The organism is Erwinia pyrifoliae DSM 12163 (assembly GCF_000026985.1).
Lineage (GTDB): Bacteria > Pseudomonadota > Gammaproteobacteria > Enterobacterales > Enterobacteriaceae > Erwinia > Erwinia pyrifoliae.
This window is the reverse complement of sequence record NC_017390.1, coordinates 1,451,322-1,472,562: the sequence shown is the minus strand read 5'-3', so window position 1 is coordinate 1,472,562 and position 21,241 is coordinate 1,451,322. Positions and strand designations below refer to the sequence as shown.

Genomic DNA, 21,241 nt, shown 5'->3' with positions numbered 1-21,241 from the left:
CGGGCAAAATCCGGTTGAGCGAATGTGAATATGCCCGACGGATTTCAGGATGCCGGATCGCGGTGATTTAGCCGGTGCGAGTGAGTTTCAATAACCCAACCCACCTGAAAAATGAAAGGCGTAGCGACCACTACAAACTCCGTTCTACCAGAGGAAATGATTTCCGGCATGAATCGAAGAATGTTTATGAAAGCGTCAATGGCATTCGCGACCTTAAGTGGGATGTCCGGGCTATCCACGTTATTCTCCCAGGCTGCTTGGGCGGAAGACGGGATTGCCGACGGCAGCGCAAAGCGATTTGATTTTGACGTGCTTAAAAAAATGGCCGCCGGCATGGCGGGTAAAGCTTATGGCGGAGCGCCCGCTCCGTTACCAGAAACTCTGGCAACGCTGACCCCACAGGCCTATAACGAAATCCAGTACGATGCTAACCACTCGCTGTGGAATGGCAGCGACCGCCAGCTTGACGTCCAGTTCTTCCACGTTGGCATGGGCTTCAAACGCCGTATCCGTATGTTCTCCGTTGACGGGGAGAGCCGCGAGGCGCGTGAGATCCACTTCCGCCCGCAGCTGTTCAACTATAACGATGCCCATGTTGATACCAAACAGCTGGAAGGCAAAACCGATCTCGGCTTTGCCGGTTTCCGCGCGTTTAAGAAACCGGAACTGGCCAAACGCGATATCGTCTCTTTCCTCGGAGCCAGCTACTTCCGGGCAGTGGATGAAACCTTTCAGTACGGCCTGTCTGCGCGTGGTGTGTCGATCGATACCTTCAGCAATGGCAAGGAAGAGTTCCCGGACTTTACCGCTTTCTGGTTTGAAACGCCAAAAGCGGATGATACCACATTTGTGGTTTATACCCTGCTCGATGGCCCCAGCTGCACCGGCGCATTTAAATTCACCATTCACTGCGAAGAAAAACGCGTGGTGATGGAGGTGGAAAATCATCTCTATGCGCGTAAGGATATCCAGCAGCTGGGCATTGCGCCGATGACCACCATGTTCAGCTGCGGCACCGTTGAACGCCGCATGTGCGATACCATCCACCCGCAGATCCACGACTCGGATCGCCTGGCGATGTGGACCGGTAACGGCGAATGGATCTGCCGTCCGCTCAATAACCCGCAGCGCCTGACGTACAACGCCTATCAGGACGAAAATCCACGCGGGTTTGGCATGCTGCAGCTCAATCATGACTTTGACAGCTATCAGGATGTGATTGGCTGGTACAACAAACGGCCAAGCCTGTGGGTCGAACCGGTGGGCAAGTGGGGCAAAGGCGCTATCAATCTGATGGAGATCCCGACCACGGGCGAAACGCTGGATAATATCGTCTGCTGCTGGCAGCCTGCCGAGGCAATTAAGGCCGGAAGCGAGCACAGTTTCTCCTACAAGCTCTACTGGAGCGGACTGCCGCCGGTACGCAGCGGTTTGTCGCGGGTGAATGCCACCCGCTCCGGCATGGGTGGCTTCCCGGAAGGCTGGGCGCCGGGCGAGCAATACCCTGCCGTCTGGGCGCGTCGTTTCGCGGTGGATTTCGTCGGGGGTAATTTGACAGCTGCCGCACCGAAAGGCATCGAGCCGGTGATCAATATTTCTTCAGGCAGCATTAAGCAGGTGGAGATCCTCTACGTCGAACCGATTGACGGCTACCGCATCCTGTTTGACTGGTATCCTGATGGCGATGCAGTGCATCCGGTGGATATGCGCCTGTTCCTGCGCACTAAGGATGAAACGCTGAGTGAAACCTGGCTGTATCAGTATTTCCCACCGCCGCCGGATAAGCGCAAATATGTTGATGACCGGGTGATGACCGCCGGCTAAATCCAACATCATCGGCAGGGGCCGCATGGCTCCTGCTGCATGAGGGTGGATAAGCGCTTCAGTCACGGGTATTTCGCTGCGAAATACCCTCTTCCAATATTCAGTGCTTACCGCACTGATACCCAGCCAGAGGCCAGCACAGCGCCCCCGGCGCGCTTTCAGCTCCGGTGTACCCACTCAGAACAATAACCCTCTCAGCAAGGTTATCCTCCAGCATCACAGGGCGTGACAACACTAACGCACCTGGTATCAGCTGAAGACCGCGCCCGTGAGATTGTGTTCCAGCGCCATGATGGCATTCGCGATGTCATTTAGTCACCGTCAGGCATTTTCTACAATGCGCCAGAAAGCTTAACCTGTGCTTAAAACGCGGTTAACCGCGCAAAAAAAATCGGGCTACTGATAGCCCGATTACTGACGATGCATTAGCTGCGTTAATCTTATTGCAGCGGCTGCGCCATATTCACCAGCGAAATCAGCGGCTGCGGGTAAATACCCAGTACCAGCACCAGGATCGCCGAAATCAGCACCACCACGCCCCCGGCGGTGAACGCCCAGTTTGCCGGGGAATCGCGCTGCATCAGCTCAGGTGGCGACAGATACAGACTGACGGTCATCCGCAGATAGTAGTAAAGGCCAATGGCGCTGCCCAGCACCACCGCCCCGGTCAGCCACCACAGCTGCGCGCTCACGCCGAGCGCAATCACATAGAACTTACCGATAAAGCCCAGCGTCATCGGAATACCCGCCAGTGACAGCATCATCACCGTCATCACTGCCGCAAGGATCGGGCGATGCCAGAACAGACCGCGATAGGAGTAGAGCGATTCCGCATCCGGGCCACGGTACGGGCTGGACATCAGGCTAACCACGCCGAAAGCACCGAGGCTGCTGAACAGGTAACCTGCCAGATAAACACCCACGGTTTCCAGCGACAGCTGATGGGATTGCACCGCAATCAGCGCCACCAGCAGATAGCCAAGATGGGCAATGGACGAATAGCCCAGCAGACGTTTGATATTACTCTGCGAGATCGCCATCAGGTTACCGAACAGCATCGACGCCACGGCGATAATGCCCAGTACGGTACGTACGCCTTCACTGTTGGCCATTGGCGCGTACATAAACAGGCGCATCAGCACGCCAAAAATAGCGATTTTACTGGCGGTGGCGAGGAAGGTCGACACCGGCGCAGGCGCGCCCTGGTAAACATCCGGCGTCCACAGGTGGAACGGCACCAGCGACAGCTTAAAGCCAAAGCCGACGATCATCAGGCCCAGTCCGGCCAGCAGCAGGGGCTGATGAATCAGACCGTCATTCAGGCTGTTGCCCAGCTCCTTAAACCCGAGGCTTCCGGCGTGCGCATACACCAGCGCCATACCGAACAGCAGGAACGAGGACGCCGCAGCAGACAGGATGGTGTACTTGATCGCCGCTTCCAGCGAACGCTTTTGCTGGAAGGCGTAACCCACCAGGCCAAACAGCGGCAGCGAGATCAGCTCAATACCGATAAACAGCGACGCCAGATGATTGGCACTGGCCAGCACCACGCCGCCGAGAGCGGCAATCAGCACCAGCAGGTAAAACTCTTCACGGTTATCCGGGTAGGTTGCCAGCCACGGATAGGCAAAGGTACAGGTCGCGAGGCTGGCGAGGACAACCAGTCCGGTATAGAACATCGAGTACGCGTCTACCCGCAGCAGCGGGGTAACGTCCATTGGCCCTGCCTGGCCGACGAAGTATAAGGAAAACAGCGCCAGGTTAAGACCGACGACGGCAAGCGTGGCGTTGACGAAGTGGTTGCGTCGCCACGCAATGGACAGCATCACAACTACCACCGTCAATCCGACGATCAGCAGCGGCAGAAGCGCGATCAATTGTTGAGGAGTTATTGTCATGGCGAATTACGGCCTTGTAGTTGAAATTGAAGCAGTAAACCACTGCTGAATATTGCTCATCGCAGCGTGGGAGGTATCCAGAATCGGCTGTGGATAAACCCCCAGCAGCACCAGCAGCACCACCAACACCATGATCATCAGGAACTCACGCGCTGACATGCCGCGCAGCGGCGTCTCTGATTTTGCCGGGCCGTAGTAAGCCCGTTGCATCATCACCAGCGAGTAAACCGAAGCAAACACCAGACCAAAGGTGGCAATGATGATGATCATCGGGACGCTGTGGAAACTACCGGTCAGGATCATAAACTCACCGACGAAGTTACCGGTGCCCGGCATCCCCAGATTGGCTACCGCGAAGAACAGCGACAGGCCTGGCAACCATTTGATCCGCGACCACAGGCCACCCATCTGACGCATATCGCGGGTATGCAGGCGTTCATACAGCTGACCACACAGGATAAACAGTGCTGCCGCTGACAGACCGTGCGCGATCATCTGGATCACCGCCCCCTGGTACGCCAGCTGGCTGCCGGTGTAGATAGCAATCAGCACAAAGCCCATATGGGAAATTGAGGTGTAGGCAATCAGACGCTTGATATCATACTGCGAGAACGCCATCCACGCGCCGTAGAAGATACCGATAATCCCCAGCCACATAGCGATCGGAGCAAATTCAGCGGAAGCGTTGGGGAACAGCGGCAGCGCAAAACGCAGCAGGCCATAGGCGGCGGTTTTCAACAGAATGCCCGCCAGGTCAACCGAACCGGCAGTCGGTGCCTGACTGTGCGCGTCCGGTAGCCAGCCGTGCAGCGGTACTACCGGCATTTTCACCGCGAAAGCGATAAAGAAACCCAGCATCAGCAGGTATTCAACGCCGTGCGACATCGGGGTTTTCAGCAGCTGTTCATAGTTGAAGGTCCACACGCCCGTGGCGTTGTAGTGCACAAACACCAGCGCCAGAATGGCAATCAGCATCACCAGACCGCTGGCCTGGGTATAGATAAAGAACTTGGTCGCTGCGGTAATACGCGTCTTCCCGTCGGAGGCCTTATGGCCCCATAGCGCGATCAGGAAGTACATCGGCACCAGCATCATCTCCCAGAAGAAGAAGAACAGGAACAGGTCGATAGCCAGGAACACGCCGATCACGCCGCCGAGGATCCACAGCAGGTTCAGATGGAAAAAGCCCTGCCATTTCTCGATTTCGTTCCACGAACAGAGGATCGCCATCACGCCCAGCAGGCCGGTGAGCACCACCATCAGTAACGACAGGCCATCAAGAGCCAGATGGAAAGCAATGCCGAAACGCGGGATCCACGGCACGGAGAACTGCGCCTGCCACTGCGGGCCGCCTTCAGCCTGTGACAGTGAATAGCCGCCCTGTAGCCATAGCTGCAACGAGAGCGCCAGCGTCAGTCCCATTGCGATCAGGGCAATCCAGCGCGGCAGCTTCGCGCCGAAGCGCTCCGACTGCCAGCACAGCAGGCCGCCGACGAAGGGTAGTATGATAAGCCAGGGTAGTAACATGGCGGTTTGTTCCCTATTGTGTCCTTTGTTTGGGCTATCTTGCTCGGTATTTTGCTTCCCGGCAGTGCTCGCAATGCTCACATACTTAAGTATGCTCCGCTTGCTGCGCGCTGGCGGTAAACAAACTCCCTTCGCCGATAACGCCCATCATTCAGGAGAAATTTTCGATTTTTTCTTTCCGGGACGGCAACAATATGCCACCCCACTCACCTTTACATCACCATCAGCAGCGCCAGCACCACCACGGCACCGATGCTCATTGAGGCAAGATACCAGCGCAGATAGCCGTTTTCACTGAACGCCAGCCCTTTGTTGCCGCCGCGTGCCAGCAGAGCCGGGATATTCATCAGGGAATTCAGCGGATCGCGCGACAGCAGCCGGGCGATGCCAAGATAAGGCTTCACAAAAACTTTGTCGTACAGCCAGTCGAAGCCCCAGGCAGCAAACCACCAGGTGGAGAAGAAACGCCCCGGCGCGCTGTTGGCTACAGCGGTAACCAGCGTGCGTTTGCCCAGCCACAGCGCGGCTGCCAGCAGAATGCCGACAATCGCCACCACGCCAGAGGCGATTTCCAGCGTCAGCACGCTGCCGTGCGCCAGTTCGCTGGTCTCCGGCAGTACGCCACGCAGCGGCGGCACGATCATTGCGCCAATAAAGGTCGAGAGCATTAACAGCACCAGCAGCGGCAGATGATGGGTGATGCCCTTCCCTGCATGCGCATGGATTTGTTCTTTGCCGTGGAAAGCTATAAAGATCATGCGGAAGGTGTACAGGGAGGTCATAAACGCCCCTGCCAGCCCGGCAAGCATCAGATTCAGATGGCCGTTGGCAAGCGCCCCGGCAAGGATCTCATCCTTACTGAAGAAGCCTGCGGTAATCAGCGGCAGCGCCGACAGCGCCGCACCGCCGACCAGGAAGCAGACATACACCAGCGGGATGCTCTTACGCAGACCGCCCATTTTGAAGATGTTCTGCTCGTGGTGGCAGGCGAGGATCACCGAACCGGAAGAGAGGAACAGCAGCGCCTTAAAGAAGGCATGGGTCATCAGGTGGAAGATCGCCGCATCCCAGGCCTGCACGCCGAGCGCCAGGAACATATAGCCAATCTGACTCATCGTTGAGTAAGCCAGCACGCGCTTGATATCGGTTTGCACCAGCGCGGCAAAGCCCGCCAGCACCAGCGTCACCGCGCCGACAATCCCCACCAGATGCAGCACTTCCGGCGTCATCAGGAACAGGCCGTGGGTGCGGGCAATCAGATAGACACCTGCGGTCACCATCGTCGCCGCGTGGATCAATGCGGAGACCGGGGTTGGACCCGCCATCGCATCGGCCAGCCAGGTCTGCAACGGCAGCTGGGCAGATTTACCGACCGCACCGCCTAACAGCATCAGGGTGGCCCATTGCAGCATAGGATTATCGGCAGCAAAGTGTGCCGGAGCCAGCGCCATCATTTCGCGGAAGTTCAGCGTCCCCAGCTCGTTGTAGAGAATAAACAACGCAAACGCGAGGAACACGTCACCAACGCGGGTGATAATAAAGGCTTTCATCGCCGCCGCCCCGTTAGCCGGGTGGGTATAGTAGAAGCCAATCAGCAAATAAGAACAAAGGCCCACGCCTTCCCAGCCGAGATACATCAGCATCAGGTTATCGGCCAGCACCAGAACCACCATGCTGGCGATAAACAGGTTGGTATAGGCGAAGAAGCGCGAATAACCCTCCTCCCCGCGCATATACCAGGAGGCGAACATATGGATCAGGAAGCCCACGCCGGTCACCACCGACAGCATGGTCAGCGACAGGCCGTCCAGCGTCAGATTGACGTCAATTCTGAAGTGACCCACATGCATCCAGGTCCACAGCGCCTGGTTAAACACCTGCTGGCCGTTATGGAAGAAGTCAAGCCCGGCATACGCCGTGACCAGCGCTGCCAGACCCACGGCACCCATGCCGACGGCAGCAGACAGGTTTTCTGACCAGCGACCGCGCGAAAACGCCAGCAGTAAAAAGCCGATCAGCGGAAACAGAATGGTTAAATAAAGAAGGTTCATCCGCGCATCTCGCTCACTTTATCAATGTTGAGGTTCTGACTGCGACGATGCAGCTGCAACAGCAGCGCCAGGCCAATACTGGCCTCTGCCGCGGCGAGGCTGATAGCCAGGATAAACATCACCTGACCATCAGCCTGCCCCCAGTAGCTGCCCGCCACCACGAATGCCAGCGCGGCGGCGTTGATCATGATTTCCAGACCAATCAACATAAACAGCAGATTGCGGCGGATAGTCACGCCCGTTAGCCCAAGGACAAACAGAATGGCCGCCAGAATAAGTCCATGCTGCAGAGGGATCATGCCCGCTCCTCCTTCTTGCTTTTCGCCGCGTCCGCCGGACGGTTAGCCAGCACTTCACCGCCACGCTGTTCGCGGCCGATGTGGAACGCCACCACCAGCCCCGCCAGCAGCAGCATGGAGGCCAGTTCAACCGCCAGTACGTAAGGCCCGAACAGGCTGATACCGACCTGCTTACCGTCAATCATGGTGCCGTCAATGCCCTGGTCGTTAACCGACAGAATGGCATAGACGATGGTGACCAGCAGCAACAGTGACAGCAGCCCGGGGCCAATCCACATGCCCGGTTTCAGCCAGTCTTTCTCCTGCTGCACTTCGGCACCGCCGAGGTTCAGCATCATCACCACAAAGACAAACAGCACCATGATGGCACCGGCGTAAACGATAATTTCCAGCGCACCGGCAAAATAGGCGCCGAGCGAGAAGAACACGCCGGACACCGCCAGCAATGAGATGATCAGGTACAGCAATGCATGTACCGGATTGGTATGGGTGATGACGCGCAATGTCGCCAGCACCGCGACCAGTCCGCAAAGATAAAACGCAAATTCCATGCCTGGCTCCTTAAGGTAACAAGCCCTTGACGTCGATGGGTTTGGCTTCGTTTTCAGCGTCGCCTTTGTCTTTGCCGTCGATCGCCATACCCGCCATCCGGTAAAAATTGTATTCCGGGTACTTGCCCGGGCCGGAAATCAGCAGGTTTTCTTTTTCATACACCAGATCCTGACGCTTAAACTCACCCAGTTCAAAATCTGGGGTAAGCTGAATCGCAGTGGTCGGGCAGGCCTCTTCACACAGGCCACAGAAAATGCAGCGCGAGAAGTTAATGCGGAAGAACTCCGGATACCAGCGACCGTCGGCGGTCTCGGCTTTCTGCAACGAAATGCAGCCCACCGGGCAGGCCACCGCGCACAGGTTACAGGCCACGCAGCGCTCCTGACCGTCCGGGTCACGCGTCAGCACAATGCGCCCACGATAACGCGGCGGCAGATAGACCGGCTCTTCCGGGTACATCAGGGTTTCGCGTTTGGCAAAGGCGTTCATGCCGATCAGCCAGATACTGCGTACCGTGGTACCAAATCCAACGACAATGTCTTTTAACGTCATGTTCTTAACCCCTTACTGCGCCGTGTACAGAATCACTGCGGCAGTCGCCAGCAGGTTCAACAGCGTCAACGGCAGACAAACTTTCCAGCCGAACGACATCACCTGGTCATAACGCGGGCGCGGTAACGCAGCACGGATCAGAATAAACATCATCATAAAGAAGGCTGTCTTCAGCGCAAACCAGATAACCGGTGGCAGCCACGGCCCCTGCCAGCCGCCGAAGAACAGCGTGACGATCAGTGCAGAAACCGTGACGATACCAACGTATTCACCGACAAAGAACAGGCCAAACTTCATGCCGGCATATTCAATGTGGTAACCATCGGCCAGCTCCTGCTCGGCTTCCGGCTGGTCAAACGGATGGCGGTGACACACGGCCACCCCGGCGATGCAGAAGGTGAGGAAGCCTAAGAACTGCGGGATCACGTTCCACAGGTGCGCCTGGCTGTTAACAATGTCGACCATGTTGAACGAGCCAGCCTGCGCCACCACGCCCATCAGCGAAAGACCGAGGAACACTTCGTAGCTCAGCGTCTGCGCCGAGGCGCGCATCGCGCCAAGCAGCGAGTATTTGTTGTTACTCGACCAGCCGGCGAACAGCACCGCATACACCGCCAGCCCCGCCATCATCAGGAAGAACAGCAGGCCGATATTCAAGTCAGCGCCCATCCAGGTGGAGGTGACCGGCACGATCGCCATCGCCAGCAGTAGCGAGGTAAAGGCGATCATCGGTGCCAGGGTAAAAATAACGCGGTCGGTAAACGGCGGGATCCAGTCCTCTTTAAAGAACATTTTGATCATGTCGGCCACCAGCTGTAACGAGCCGCCCCAGCCAACACGGTTCGGCCCGTAGCGGTTCTGGAAAAGGCCAAGCAGGCGACGTTCGCCAAAGCTCATAAACGCGCCGCAGCCGACGACGACGAACAGGATCACTAAGGCTTTAACCACGGCGATAATGACGTCGATCACTTCCGGTGTCAGCCAGCTCATTGTGCAGCCTCCCGCAGATTGTCAACATTTGCCCCGGACAGGAACGCGGGAACACCCGGCAGTCCGAGCGGTAAACCCACCTGCCCTGCCTGTAGCGTGCTGGAGAAGCGCACCGGCAGACGCAGATTTTCGCCCCGGCAGCTGAACGCCAGGGTGGTACCTGCGTTAACGCCGAGCTTCGCCGCATCTTCCGCATTCACCATCACGTAGGCCTCTGGCATACGCTGCTGGATCACCGGGGCGCGCTGGGTCATCTCTTCACTGCCAAACAGATGGAAATACGGTGCCACGCGCCAGCTGTTATCCTGAGCTGTAAAAGCGGCAGGGACAGATTCAAACCAGTTCAGCTGCGGTGTACCCGCTTCGATCAGGCGCACGCCCGGATCGCCGTTGCGCAGCTGCCCGCCCACTTCGGCCTGGAACTTGTTCCATGCCTGCGGTGAGTTCCAGCCTGGCGCCCAGGCAAACGGGATCTGTGAACGGGCGGCACCCGGCTGGTTATTCCCTTCCATTGAGAAAGCGAACATGCTGTCTTTGTCCTGCGGCTGGCGCGGCTCGTGCACGCTGATATTGGCGCGCATCGCGGTACGTCCGCTGGAGCGGTGCGGAGAGCGTGACAGCTTCTGGCCACGAATACGGAAGCTGGCATCCGGCGCGGCCTGTTTGATTCCGGCCAGCTGCGGCAGGGCCAGGATACAGGCATCAATCACATCGTCGAGCTGGCTCCAGTCCACTTCACGGCTGTTCATGGTGCTCTGCAACGAGTGCAGCCAGCGCCAGCTTTCCAGCATCTGGACTTTTTCGTCGTAGTACGCCGGATCGTAAACCTGGAAGAAACGCTGGGCGCGACCTTCCTGGCTGACCACCGTGCCGTCGCTTTCGGCAAAGCTGGCGCAAGAAAGGATCAGGCCGGCTTTTTCCGTGGTCGCGGTGCGCTGATGGTCGAGCACAATCACGTTTTGCGTGTTGCTCAGTGCCGCCTCGACGGTGGCTTTTGGCAGGTGACGATAGAGATCGTTTTCGAGGATAATCGCCGCATCGGCTGCACCGCTGGTCAGTTCGGCTAGCGCCGCATCCAGTGAATGACCGCCGATCAGCCCCAGGCCTACGCTGTTGGTCGCCGACGCCAGCAGGGTGATCCCCACATCGGCTCCGCGCCCCTTCAGCGCTTTAGCCACGTTGGCCGCCGCCTGAATTATCGCCTCGCTACCCGCGTGCGTTCCCGAGATAATCAGCGGTTTTTTCGCTCCGGCCAGCGCCTGTACGATAACGTCAATTTTGCCGGACAGCGCTTTATCCACATCGCTCACCGCCGGTGCGCTGGCGTCCAGCTCATGGGCGATGGCGAAGCCGAGACGCGCCTGATCTTCCACCGGCGCGCGGTAGCTCCAGGCGGCGATATCATCGAGCCGGGTTTCATCGACGTTAGTCACAAACAGCGGATATTTGGCGTTCTGACCAATATTCAGGATCGCCGCGATCTGCCAGTCGGCTACCTTCTGAGCCGCCGCCATCTCACGCGCTTTGCCTTTCACCGCCTGGCGCACCGACAGCGCCACGCGCGCACCGGTCTGGGTCAAATCCTCACCCAGTACCAGCACTGCATCATAGCTTTCAATTTCACGCAGCGCCGGGGTATGAATGCCGCCGTCACGCAGCACCTGTAGCATCAGCTCCAGCCGCGCCTGCTCCCCTGCCGCGATACCGGTGGAGAAGTTTTCCGCGCCCACCAGCTCGCGCAGGGCAAAGTTGCTCTCCACGCTGGCGCGCGGCGAGCCGATGCCGATCACCTTCTTCGCCTGGCGCAGCACGTCGGCCGCACCCTGCATCGCCTGGCCAGCGTTCAGCGCAATCCAGTCGTCGCCACGGCGCTGCATCGGCTGGCGTGGACGATCCTTCAGGTTAACGTAGCCATAGCCAAAGCGGCCACGATCACAGAGGAAATAGTGGTTAACCGTGCCGTTATAGCGGTTTTCGATACGGCGCAGTTCACCATAGCGCTCACCCGGGCTGGTGTTACAGCCGATGCTGCACTGCTGGCAGATGCTGGGCGCAAACTGCATATCCCATTTGCGGTTGTAGCGTTCAGAGTGGGTTTTATCGGTAAATACGCCGGTCGGGCAGATTTCTACCAGGTTGCCTGAAAACTCACTTTCCAGCACACCATCTTCGGTACGACCAAAGTAGACGTTATCGTGCGCACCGTAGACGCCGAGATCCGTGCCGTCGGCGTAATCTTTGTAGTAACGCACGCAACGGTAACAGGCGATGCAGCGGTTCATCTCATGAGATATGAACGGCCCCAGATCCTGATTACGGTGAGTACGCTTGGTGAAACGGTAACGGCGGAAGCTGTGGCCGGTCATCACCGTCATATCCTGCAGATGGCAGTTACCGCCCTCTTCGCACACCGGGCAGTCGTGCGGATGGTTGGTCATCAGCCACTCCACCACGCTTTCGCGGAACTCTTTCGCTTCGCCGTCATCAATCGAAATAAAGGTGCCATCAGACGCCGGAGTCATGCAGGACATGACCAGACGTCCACGGGTATCTTCGGCATTTTGAAATTGCTTTACCGCGCACTGGCGGCAGGCACCGACGCTACCGAGCGCCGGATGCCAGCAGAAATAAGGAATATCAAGGCCGAGGGAGAGACAGGCCTGTAACAGGTTGTCTGCCCCGTCAACATCATATTCTTTACCGTCTACATGGATTGTAGCCATAGTGAACATGCTTCCATAAGGCTCGTGCTGGCACGAGCGTTAAACTTTGCTTACCAGCGCGCCTTTAACAGGTTGGGCTGGATGCCGCTAATCGCGTGTGCGTTGCTGTATACCTGGGGTGCCATACCCGCTTCAAACTCTTCGCGGAAGTATTTAATGGCGCTTTGCAGTGGCTCTACGGCACCCGGCGCATGTGCGCAGAAGGTTTTGCCCGGGCCAAGCTGGCGGCAGAGTTGCAGCAGGGTTTCGATATCCCCCGGCTGCCCCTGTTTTTGTTCCAGCGCGCGCAGAATTTTCACACTCCACGGCAGGCCATCGCGGCATGGCGTACACCAGCCGCAGGATTCACGGGCAAAGAACTCTTCCAGGTTGCGCACCAGCGACACCATATTGATCTCGTGGTCTACCGCCATCGCCAGCGCCGTCCCCAGACGGCTGCCGGCTTTACCGATGCTGGCAAATTCCATCGGCAGGTCGAGGTGCTGCTCGGTGAGGAAGTCAGTACCCGCGCCGCCCGGCTGCCACGCCTTGAATTTCAGGCCATCGCGCATGCCGCCGGCGTACTCTTCGAGAATTTCGCGTGCGGTGGTGCCGAACGGCAGTTCCCATACGCCCGGGTTTTTCACCCGGCCGGAGAAGCCCATCATCTTGGTTCCGGCATCTTCGCTGGTTGAGATGCCCTTGTACCAGTCAACGCCGTTGGCGAGGATAGCGGGCACGTTGGACAGGGTTTCCACATTGTTGACGCAGGTTGGCTTGCCCCAGACGCCGGCGGAGGCCGGGAATGGCGGTTTGGAACGCGGGTTAGCACGACGCCCTTCCAGCGAGTTAATCAGCGCGGTTTCTTCACCACAGATATAGCGGCCCGCTCCAGTGTGCACTATCAACTCGAAATCAAAGCCGGTGCCGAGAATATTTTTGCCCAGCAGACCCGCTTCGGTGGCTTCGGCAATCGCCCGACGCAAATTAACCGCGGCCTCAATGTATTCACCGCGCAGGAAGATATAGCCACGGTAGGCCTTCAGGGCGAAGGCGCTGATCAGCATGCCTTCCACCAGCTGATGCGGCATCTGCTCCATCAGCAGGCGGTCTTTGTAAGTGCCCGGCTCCATCTCATCCGCATTACACAGCAGGTAACGGATGTTCATCGACGCATCTTTCGGCATCAGGCTCCACTTCAGGCCGGTGGAGAAACCTGCCCCGCCGCGCCCTTTCAGGCCCGAGTCTTTCACCAGGCTAACGATTTCATCCGGTGCCATGCTTTTCAGCGCTTTCTCGGCCCCGGCATAGCCGTTCTTACTGCGGTACTCCTCAAGAAATACCGGCTGCTTATCTTCGCGCATGCGCCAGGTGAGCGGATGCATTTCGGCAGTACGCACAATCTGTCTCATTGATACTGCTCCAGTAAGTTGGCGATATTTTCCGGCGTCAGATGGACATGAGTATCTTCATCCACCATCATCGTCGGCCCCTTGTCGCAGTTACCGAGGCAGCAGGTTGGCAGCAGCGTAAAGCGTCCATCCGCCGTGGTCTGTCCCGGCTTGATGTTGAGGTTTGCTTCCAGCGCGGCCTGAATGCCCTGATAGCCGGTGATATGGCACACCACGCTGTCGCAGTAGCGGATCACATGGCGCCCTACCGGCGTGCGGAAGATCTGGCTGTAGAATGTTGCCACCCCTTCCACATCGCTGGCAGGAATAGCGAGCACCTCTGCAATGGCGTCAATCGCGCCGTCGGGCACCCAGCCACGCTGCTTCTGTACGATTTTCAGCGCTTCAATCGAGGCAGCGCGCGCGTCTTCATAGTGATGTTTTTCATGCTCGATGGCGTCACGCTCGCTCGCGCTCAGCACAAAAGCACCGGATTCATCGATCGTTTCGATCGCAATTCTTTGATCGTGCATAATTAGCGGTCCACGTCTGACATAACAAAATCGATACTACCGAGGTATACGATCAGGTCGGATACCAGGCTGCCGTTGATCACCGAAGGGATCTGCTGCAGGTGCGGGAAGCTCGGCGTACGCACGCGGGTGCGATAGCTCATGGTGCTACCGTCACTGGTCAGGTAGTAACTGTTGATCCCTTTGGTCGCCTCAATCATCTGGAAGGATTCATTGGCCGGCATCACCGGGCCCCAGGAAACCTGCAGGAAGTGGGTGATCAGGGTTTCGATATGCTGTAGCGTGCGCTCTTTTGGCGGCGGCGTGGTCAGCGGATGGTCAGCTTTGAACGGGCCGGCCGGCATGTTGTTCAGGCACTGTTCCAGGATGCGCATACTCTGGCGCATCTCTTCCATCTTCAGCATCACGCGGCTGTAAGCACAGCTGACGCCGTCTCCGATGGGTACTTCAAAGTCGAAGTTTTCATAACCGGAGTAAGGACGCCATTTACGCACGTCAAAGTCGAGCCCGGTGGCGCGCAGCCCGGCACCGGTGGTTCCCCAGGCGAGCGCTTCTTCCATGTTGTAGGCAGAAACCCCTTTGGCACGGCCAATCAGCACCGAGTTTTTCAGCGCGGTCTGCTCATAGGCTTTCAGGCGTTTTGGCATCCAGTCAAGGAACTCGCGCAGCAGACGTTCCCAGCCTTTCGGCAGATCGTGCGCCACGCCGCCGATGCGGAACCAGGCCGGGTGCATACGGAAGCCGGTAATGGCTTCCACCACATCGTAAATTTTCTGGCGATCGGTAAAGGCAAAGAACACCGGTGACATGGCACCGACATCCTGAATAAACGTGGAGATATACAGCAGGTGGCTGTTGATACGGAACAGCTCTGATAGCATCACGCGGATCACGTCCACGCGCTCCGGCACTTTAATCCCGGCCAGTTTCTCTACTGCCAGCACATACGGCATTTCGTTGACGCAGCCGCCGAGGTATTCGATACGGTCGGTATAGGGAATATAGCTGTGCCAGGACTGGCGCTCGCCCATCTTTTCGGCACCGCGGTGGTGGTAACCGATATCCGGCACGCAGTCGACGATCTCTTCACCATCCAGCTGCAAGATAATGCGGAACGCCCCGTGCGCAGACGGATGGTTGGGGCCGAGGTTGAGGAACATAAAGTCCTCATTGGCGGTAGAGCGCTTCATGCCCCAGTCTTCAGGTTTGAAGGTCAGGGATTCCATTTCCAGATCTTCTTTCTGCTTCGTCAGCTCGAAAGGGTCGAATTCGGTCGCACGCGCCGGATAGTCTTTACGTAACGGGTGCCCCTCCCAAGTCTGCGGCATCATGATGCGCGTCAGATGAGGGTGGCCGACAATATCAATACCAAACATCTCCCAGGTTTCCCGCTCATACCAGTTGGCATTGGGGAAAATTTTCGTCAGGGTCGGTACATGCAGATCGTTTTCTGACAGCGCCACCTTGAGCATGATATCGCGGTTGCGCTCAATCGAGATAAAGTGGTAGAAAACGGAAAAATCCGCCGCCGGTAACCCGGCACGGTGGGTACGCAGGCGCTCATCCATGCCATGCAGGTCATACAGCATTACATAGGGTTTTGGCAGCTTGCGCAGAAACTCGACTATCTCTAACAACTGCTCACGTTTCACCCAGACTACCGGCACGCCGGTACGGGTTGCTTGCACGGTAAAGGCATCAGGCCCAAAACGATTACGCAGCTCGCCGATCGCCGGGTCATCCTGGTGATCACGGGTTTGCCATAACGGCTGAGCGAGATCTTGCGTGGTTAAATCTGTCATAAGTTGTTCACCATTCTGGCCTGACTGACAGGCGCTCAGTGTTGGCGTCAAGGGGGTCAGCGCATCTTACATTGTGTTTTTTTCGCGCTTTTTCTGACCGCACCCATAAACTGCTGGGTTAAATTTCGTCAGGGGTACGCAGATTGGTCACGGCAATACGCTCTGCGTTTTTCCTGTCGCGCTCGGACTGCATATTGGCGCGATAGACGCCCTGATCGTTGACCACCCATGATAATGGACGCCGCTCTTTACCGATCGACTCTTGCAGCAGCAGCAGTGCCTGCATATAGGCTTCGGGGCGCGGTGGACAACCAGGAATATACACGTCTACCGGCAGGAACTTATCAACGCCCTGCACCACGGAATAGATATCGTACATACCGCCGGAGTTGGCACAGGCTCCCATTGAGATCACCCATTTCGGTTCCAGCATCTGGTCATACAGGCGCTGTATCACCGGGGCCATCTTGGTAAAACAGGTCCCCGCCACCACCATAAAGTCAGCCTGGCGCGGCGAAGCACGAATCACTTCCGAGCCAAAGCGCGCCACGTCGTGCACCGCCGTAAACGAGGTGGTCATTTCGACATAGCAGCAGGAAAGACCGAAGTTGAACGGCCAAAGGGAGTTCTTACGCCCCCAGTTCACCATATCGTGCAGAGCATGTTCTAACTTGCCCATATAGACATTTTGATGAACGTGCTTTTCCAGGGGATCGGTAACAATCTCCTGTTTTTGCAGGGGATAACGGTCATTCTCACCGTTCGGGTCTATGCGGGTGAGCGTATAGTCCATGTGTTTTAGCCTCGCTGTTACTGCTTGTGACGGTTGGCGTGCGAGATGGTAGTTGGCTTGACGTCAAACTGACGACGGGCAGGCGCCCAATCCAGCGCGCCAATGCGAACCAGATAAAACAGACCAGCAAGCAGAACCAAAATGAAGATAGCGGCTTCGACAAAGCCAACCCAGCCGCTTTCGCGGATGGCGGTCGACCATGCGTAGAGATAGAGCGCTTCAACGTCAAAAATGACGAAGAACATGGCGACCAGATAGAACTTGGCAGACAGGCGCAATTTCGCAGTGCCAACGGAAGCAATACCGGATTCAAAAGGTGTATTTGTATGCCTTCCGCGCGCTTTTCCGCCTAAAAACCATGCTCCCGCCAACATCAGGCAGCAAAGACCTATCGAGACGATCAGGAAAACAGCGAATGCCCAGTGATGGGCGACGACTTCTGTGGTTGTTGACATACTCTGACTTACTCACCAAAAGTGGCGTTACGCGTCCTGCTCTAATAAATGGCAGCTCACACACCACATCGATTCAAGGGAACAATGAAAAAACCTTAAAAATTATACTGACTTCAGCAGTAAGCCAGTAGTTTTATGTGGTTTTTACTCCTTTAACTCACCTTTTGTCAACTTTGACAAAACTATCAGCACATTATTTTACATAAAGAACATTAAATTAACACAGGAAACGCATTAAGCGAGCTAAATCGAGTCAGTCACTTCGTGCATCCAGAGTGTAGCGGGTAAAATCTTGTGGGAGTTGCTATTAGCCTGGTCTATTTTGGCAGGAATAATCTCTTTTTCCTTCCCCTTGTAAGGGCTATTTTTTTGATCCAGCACACACTTTAGGGTTTTATGATAAAAAAACAGCCAGATTTTGCTGGGTAAAATGGATTTCCCGGTAAGAACTTAACGGCTGAAAATTAAGAAATCTCTTAATTTACCACAAGGCAATTGGAAAGAGGCAAGGATAAACTTTTAGGGCCATCTGAACATGAATTAGGCTATATATTTATCAATAAAAAGGCCCTTCAGTCTAAAATCCGACTGAAAGGCCTTTTTTATCAAGTAAAATTGAAATTCATCAACGTTAAATGATGAAAGTCATCGTTTACATTTAGCAGATTACTCTTCTTCATTATCCTGTAATATCGCGCTGCCTTTATCCTCTGTGCTCAGCGGGTACAGATCGTTGCCGGGCTCCATCGCCTCGAAGATCGCCAGCGCCAGCTCGTTATCACTGTCCGGATTGCGACATAGCAGATACTTGGTATCAGGTAACATTGGCAGACCTTCGGCAGCGCCCATGACACGCAGTTCAGGGCTCATCATCTCTACCGGGCGAGCCGTGACCCCCAGACCAGCTTTCACCGCAGCATGTACTGCAGCAAGCGTTGAAGCCACATACGAAATACGCCACGGAATGCCCGCTTGATTGAGATGATCTATTGCCATATCGCGATGGGGGCTTGGCTCATCCAGCAGGACCAGTGGAATCGCTTCCCCACGCTGGAAGATATAGTCTGCCGCGCAATACCACAGGGTGGGTGACGTGCGGAGTACCTGCCAGATAAAATTCATCGGACTGGAAGTGGTGACCACCAGATCGACTTCGCCCTGATTAAGCATTTCCATCATAAACGGGTTGCGCTTAACACGAACATCGATGGCAAGCTTTGGATAAAGCGAGGTCACACGGTTTAGCATAAACGGTAAGATGGTGTCTGAAGTATCATCAGAGGCACCAACGGACAGTACGCCCTGGATATTGCTGTACATCAAAGAGGTATAGGCTTCATCATTAAAGCGCAGTATCTTTCTGGCATAGCCTAACAGCTGAATACCATGTTCAGTTAATAACTTGTTACGCCCATGTCTGGCGAACAGTTCTTTGCCTACTAATTGTTCCAGTCGCTGCATTTGCTGACTGACAGCCGACTGCGTTCGGAACACCGATGTTGCAGCAGCTGCAAAGGTGTTCAGATCGGCAACGGCAACAAAAGTTCTCAGCAGATCAAGGTCAAGATTGAGTATCGAACGAGTTGTACTAGTCATATTATATCTTCACTTTATAAGTTTTTACAAACAGCTACCCTGGTGTTATTACTCTATTTATCAATGAGATAATAAATGAGTAACAATTGCATAATGGCTACAGTGTTTAGCAATCAAAAAAAATTACCCGATGCATACCTGATTTTCAGACAATAAGAATTCTTAATTCTGCTCATTCTGTTCGGCTAAAGCAGGACAGGCTGCTGCGTAAAGATTCTTCCGTCTGATACATCACCCATGCACGCTGCACAAACCCATAAGTTGCAGGAAGCCGCGTCGTTTAAGTTAATTAACACTGACAAAACTCATTACGAGATGAGTTCGAGTGTTGTTAGTCTAAAACAACCATTGAAAATTCAATTACCAACACGCTGGATCACAGCGTAAAATATTAAGTAACACTTACTAATAAAAGGAACAAAAAACGTTTTTTTATCCCTGCAAAGCCCTGTGCATTTAGTGCAAGGTACTCTGAACGTTATCCTGACATACTGCCGTTCACTTTTTAAGCCCAAACCTGATTATTCTTTTCACTAAAGCGAGATTTTAGCGGCTGTGGCACAAAATACAGCGTCCTGCATCATAAAAACGACTTGTTAGGGCGAACACGACGCGGCTTTCAGTAAAAGCAGGCTGGAAATTAGCTTAGTCACTCTAACCAGACCCTATCCTTGTTCTGCTCAAAAAATGCACTAACAAATAAGCATAACTTGACTGTTACCCCGATCATCAATGCACTAATTATTAATGTTTTTCTGGTTGAGTGCGACCGGTGCCACGCTATAGCGGTCATAAAACCGCAATCAGACGATAGACTCGCTTTTAAGTTAATTTACAGCATAATATTTTGCCATGAATACTTTGGCGTCCTCACCTCATCAACAAAGTAAAAAAAAACCCTTTAACTCAACAAAGCCCCTTCCTGCCCTTCAAAACCGCAAAGGAGAAGAGTACATTGTGCCCTATTAAGTTTTCCACGGCTGGAACGCGGTTCCGCCAGTAAAGGCAACAGATATGACCCCAATTGATAAATCCGGCAAGCTGGATAACGTGTGTTATGACATTCGAGGCCCGGTATTAAAAGAAGCTAAGCGACTCGAAGAAGAAGGTCATAAAGTCCTCAAGCTCAATATTGGAAATCCTGCCCCGTTTGGGTTTGAAGCCCCTGATGAGATTCTGGTCGATGTGATCCGTAATCTGCCGGGCGCGCAGGGCTACTGTGATTCAAAAGGATTGTATTCGGCACGCAAAGCGATCATGCAGCATTATCAGGCCCGGGGTATGCGCGACGTCACGGTGGAAGATATCTATATCGGTAATGGGGTATCTGAGCTGATCGTGCAGTCTATGCAGGCGTTGCTCAATAGTGGCGATGAAATGCTGGTTCCGGCCCCTGATTACCCGCTTTGGACGGCCGCCGTTTCGTTATCCAGCGGCAAAGCGGTGCACTACCTGTGCGATGAGTCCGCAGGCTGGTTCCCCGATCTTGACGATATTCGCAGCAAAATCACCCCTCGCACGCGTGGGATAGTGATTATTAATCCGAATAACCCAACCGGTGCTGTCTACAGCAAAGAGCTACTGTTAGAAGTTGTTGAACTGGCGCGCCAGCATAATCTGATCATTTTTGCTGACGAGATTTACGACAAGATCCTGTACGACGCCGCGCAACACCATTCGATTGCTGCTCTGGCACCGGATCTCCTTACCATCACCTTTAATGGTTTGTCGAAAACCTATCGCGTGGCGGGTTTCCGTCAGGGCTGGATGGTACTGAACGGTCCTAAGAAACACGCTAAAGGCTATATCGAAGGACTGGAAATGCTGGCTTCAATGCGTTTATGCGCTAACGTACCGGCGCAGCATGCCATTCAGACCGCACTCGGTGGCTATCAAAGCATCAGTGAGTTTATCCAGCCCGGTGGCCGACTGTACGAGCAGCGCAACCGTGCATGGGAGCTGATTAACGAGATCCCGGGCGTGAGCTGCGTAAAGCCCAATGGGGCACTGTACATGTTCCCGAAAATTGACAGTAAGAAGTTCAATATCCATGACGACCAGAAGATGGTGCTGGACTTCCTGCTACAGGAAAAAGTGTTGCTGGTACAGGGCAGCGCATTTAACTGGCCGTGGCCGGATCATGTTCGTATTGTTACCCTGCCGCGCGTCGATGAACTGGAAATGGCGATTGGCAAATTTGACCGTTTCCTGAGCGGATACCGCCAACGTTAAAGCTTCTCCCCCGGAGCGGTTAAGGCCGCTCTCTGTTTTATGCC

Annotated in this window: 15 protein-coding genes and 1 pseudogene; 2 read left to right on the top strand and 14 right to left on the bottom strand. The window is 55.2% G+C overall.

What is annotated here, in order from left to right:
• Positions 1-168: 168 nt before the first annotated feature.
• Positions 169-1,824: a glucan biosynthesis protein D gene (locus EPYR_RS06495; protein WP_012667602.1), complete on the top strand. Its 1,656-nt coding sequence runs from the start codon at positions 169-171 to the stop codon at positions 1,822-1,824.
• Positions 1,825-2,264: 440 nt separating this feature from the next.
• Here the strand turns inward: EPYR_RS06495 and nuoN are convergent, their stop codons facing one another.
• The 14 genes and pseudogenes from nuoN to lrhA all read right to left on the bottom strand — a co-directional run bounded on the left by nuoN (position 2,265) and on the right by lrhA (position 18,965).
• The gene (gene nuoN / locus EPYR_RS06490) at positions 2,265-3,722 is read right to left on the bottom strand and encodes an NADH-quinone oxidoreductase subunit NuoN (RefSeq protein WP_012667601.1); all 1,458 of its coding nucleotides are present in this window, start codon (positions 3,720-3,722) and stop codon (positions 2,265-2,267) included.
• A 6-nt stretch (positions 3,723-3,728) separates the two neighbouring features.
• Positions 3,729-5,249 carry an NADH-quinone oxidoreductase subunit M gene (gene nuoM / locus EPYR_RS06485; RefSeq protein ID WP_012667600.1) on the bottom strand — a complete coding sequence of 507 codons (1,521 nt, stop codon included), beginning with the start codon at positions 5,247-5,249 and terminating at the stop codon, positions 3,729-3,731.
• A 212-nt stretch (positions 5,250-5,461) separates the two neighbouring features.
• Positions 5,462-7,300 (bottom strand): NADH-quinone oxidoreductase subunit L, encoded by a 1,839-nt coding sequence (nuoL, locus tag EPYR_RS06480; protein ID WP_012667599.1) that lies wholly within the window; start codon positions 7,298-7,300, stop codon positions 5,462-5,464.
• Positions 7,297-7,599 carry an NADH-quinone oxidoreductase subunit NuoK gene (nuoK, locus tag EPYR_RS06475; RefSeq protein WP_012440954.1) on the bottom strand — a complete coding sequence of 101 codons (303 nt, stop codon included), beginning with the start codon at positions 7,597-7,599 and terminating at the stop codon, positions 7,297-7,299. The genes nuoL and nuoK overlap by 4 nt, the downstream gene beginning before the upstream one ends.
• Positions 7,596-8,150: an NADH-quinone oxidoreductase subunit J gene (nuoJ, locus tag EPYR_RS06470; RefSeq protein ID WP_012667598.1), complete on the bottom strand. Its 555-nt coding sequence runs from the start codon at positions 8,148-8,150 to the stop codon at positions 7,596-7,598. The genes nuoK and nuoJ overlap by 4 nt, the downstream gene beginning before the upstream one ends.
• Before the next feature lie 10 nt (positions 8,151-8,160).
• On the bottom strand, positions 8,161-8,703 hold the full coding sequence (gene nuoI / locus EPYR_RS06465) for an NADH-quinone oxidoreductase subunit NuoI (protein ID WP_004158594.1): 543 nt from the start codon (positions 8,701-8,703) through the stop codon (positions 8,161-8,163).
• Positions 8,704-8,715: 12 nt separating this feature from the next.
• Positions 8,716-9,693 (bottom strand): NADH-quinone oxidoreductase subunit NuoH, encoded by a 978-nt coding sequence (gene nuoH / locus EPYR_RS06460; protein WP_012440952.1) that lies wholly within the window; start codon positions 9,691-9,693, stop codon positions 8,716-8,718.
• A complete protein-coding gene (nuoG, locus tag EPYR_RS06455) occupies positions 9,690-12,416 on the bottom strand; it encodes an NADH-quinone oxidoreductase subunit NuoG (protein WP_012667597.1) in 2,727 nt (908 codons plus the stop codon). The genes nuoH and nuoG overlap by 4 nt, the downstream gene beginning before the upstream one ends.
• Positions 12,417-12,466: 50 nt before the next feature.
• Positions 12,467-13,807, bottom strand: a complete 1,341-nt coding sequence (nuoF, locus tag EPYR_RS06450; protein WP_012667596.1) for an NADH-quinone oxidoreductase subunit NuoF — start codon at positions 13,805-13,807, stop codon at positions 12,467-12,469.
• Positions 13,804-14,319, bottom strand: a complete 516-nt coding sequence (gene nuoE / locus EPYR_RS06445; RefSeq protein WP_012667595.1) for an NADH-quinone oxidoreductase subunit NuoE — start codon at positions 14,317-14,319, stop codon at positions 13,804-13,806. The genes nuoF and nuoE overlap by 4 nt, the downstream gene beginning before the upstream one ends.
• A gap of 2 nt (positions 14,320-14,321) precedes the next feature.
• Positions 14,322-16,135: pseudogene (gene nuoC, locus EPYR_RS06440) on the bottom strand (NADH-quinone oxidoreductase subunit C/D).
• Positions 16,136-16,239: 104 nt separating this feature from the next.
• The gene (locus tag EPYR_RS06435; protein WP_012667593.1) at positions 16,240-16,914 is read right to left on the bottom strand and encodes a NuoB/complex I 20 kDa subunit family protein; all 675 of its coding nucleotides are present in this window, start codon (positions 16,912-16,914) and stop codon (positions 16,240-16,242) included.
• Between the two features lie 17 nt (positions 16,915-16,931).
• Positions 16,932-17,369: an NADH-quinone oxidoreductase subunit NuoA gene (gene nuoA / locus EPYR_RS06430; RefSeq protein ID WP_004158614.1), complete on the bottom strand. Its 438-nt coding sequence runs from the start codon at positions 17,367-17,369 to the stop codon at positions 16,932-16,934.
• Positions 17,370-18,035: 666 nt separating this feature from the next.
• A complete protein-coding gene (gene lrhA, locus EPYR_RS06425; protein ID WP_012667592.1) occupies positions 18,036-18,965 on the bottom strand; it encodes a transcriptional regulator LrhA in 930 nt (309 codons plus the stop codon).
• A gap of 1,014 nt (positions 18,966-19,979) precedes the next feature.
• On the opposite strand from lrhA, the gene EPYR_RS06420 reads away from it, so the two are divergent.
• Positions 19,980-21,197 carry a pyridoxal phosphate-dependent aminotransferase gene (locus EPYR_RS06420; protein ID WP_012667591.1) on the top strand — a complete coding sequence of 406 codons (1,218 nt, stop codon included), beginning with the start codon at positions 19,980-19,982 and terminating at the stop codon, positions 21,195-21,197.
• Positions 21,198-21,241: the final 44 nt, after the last annotated feature.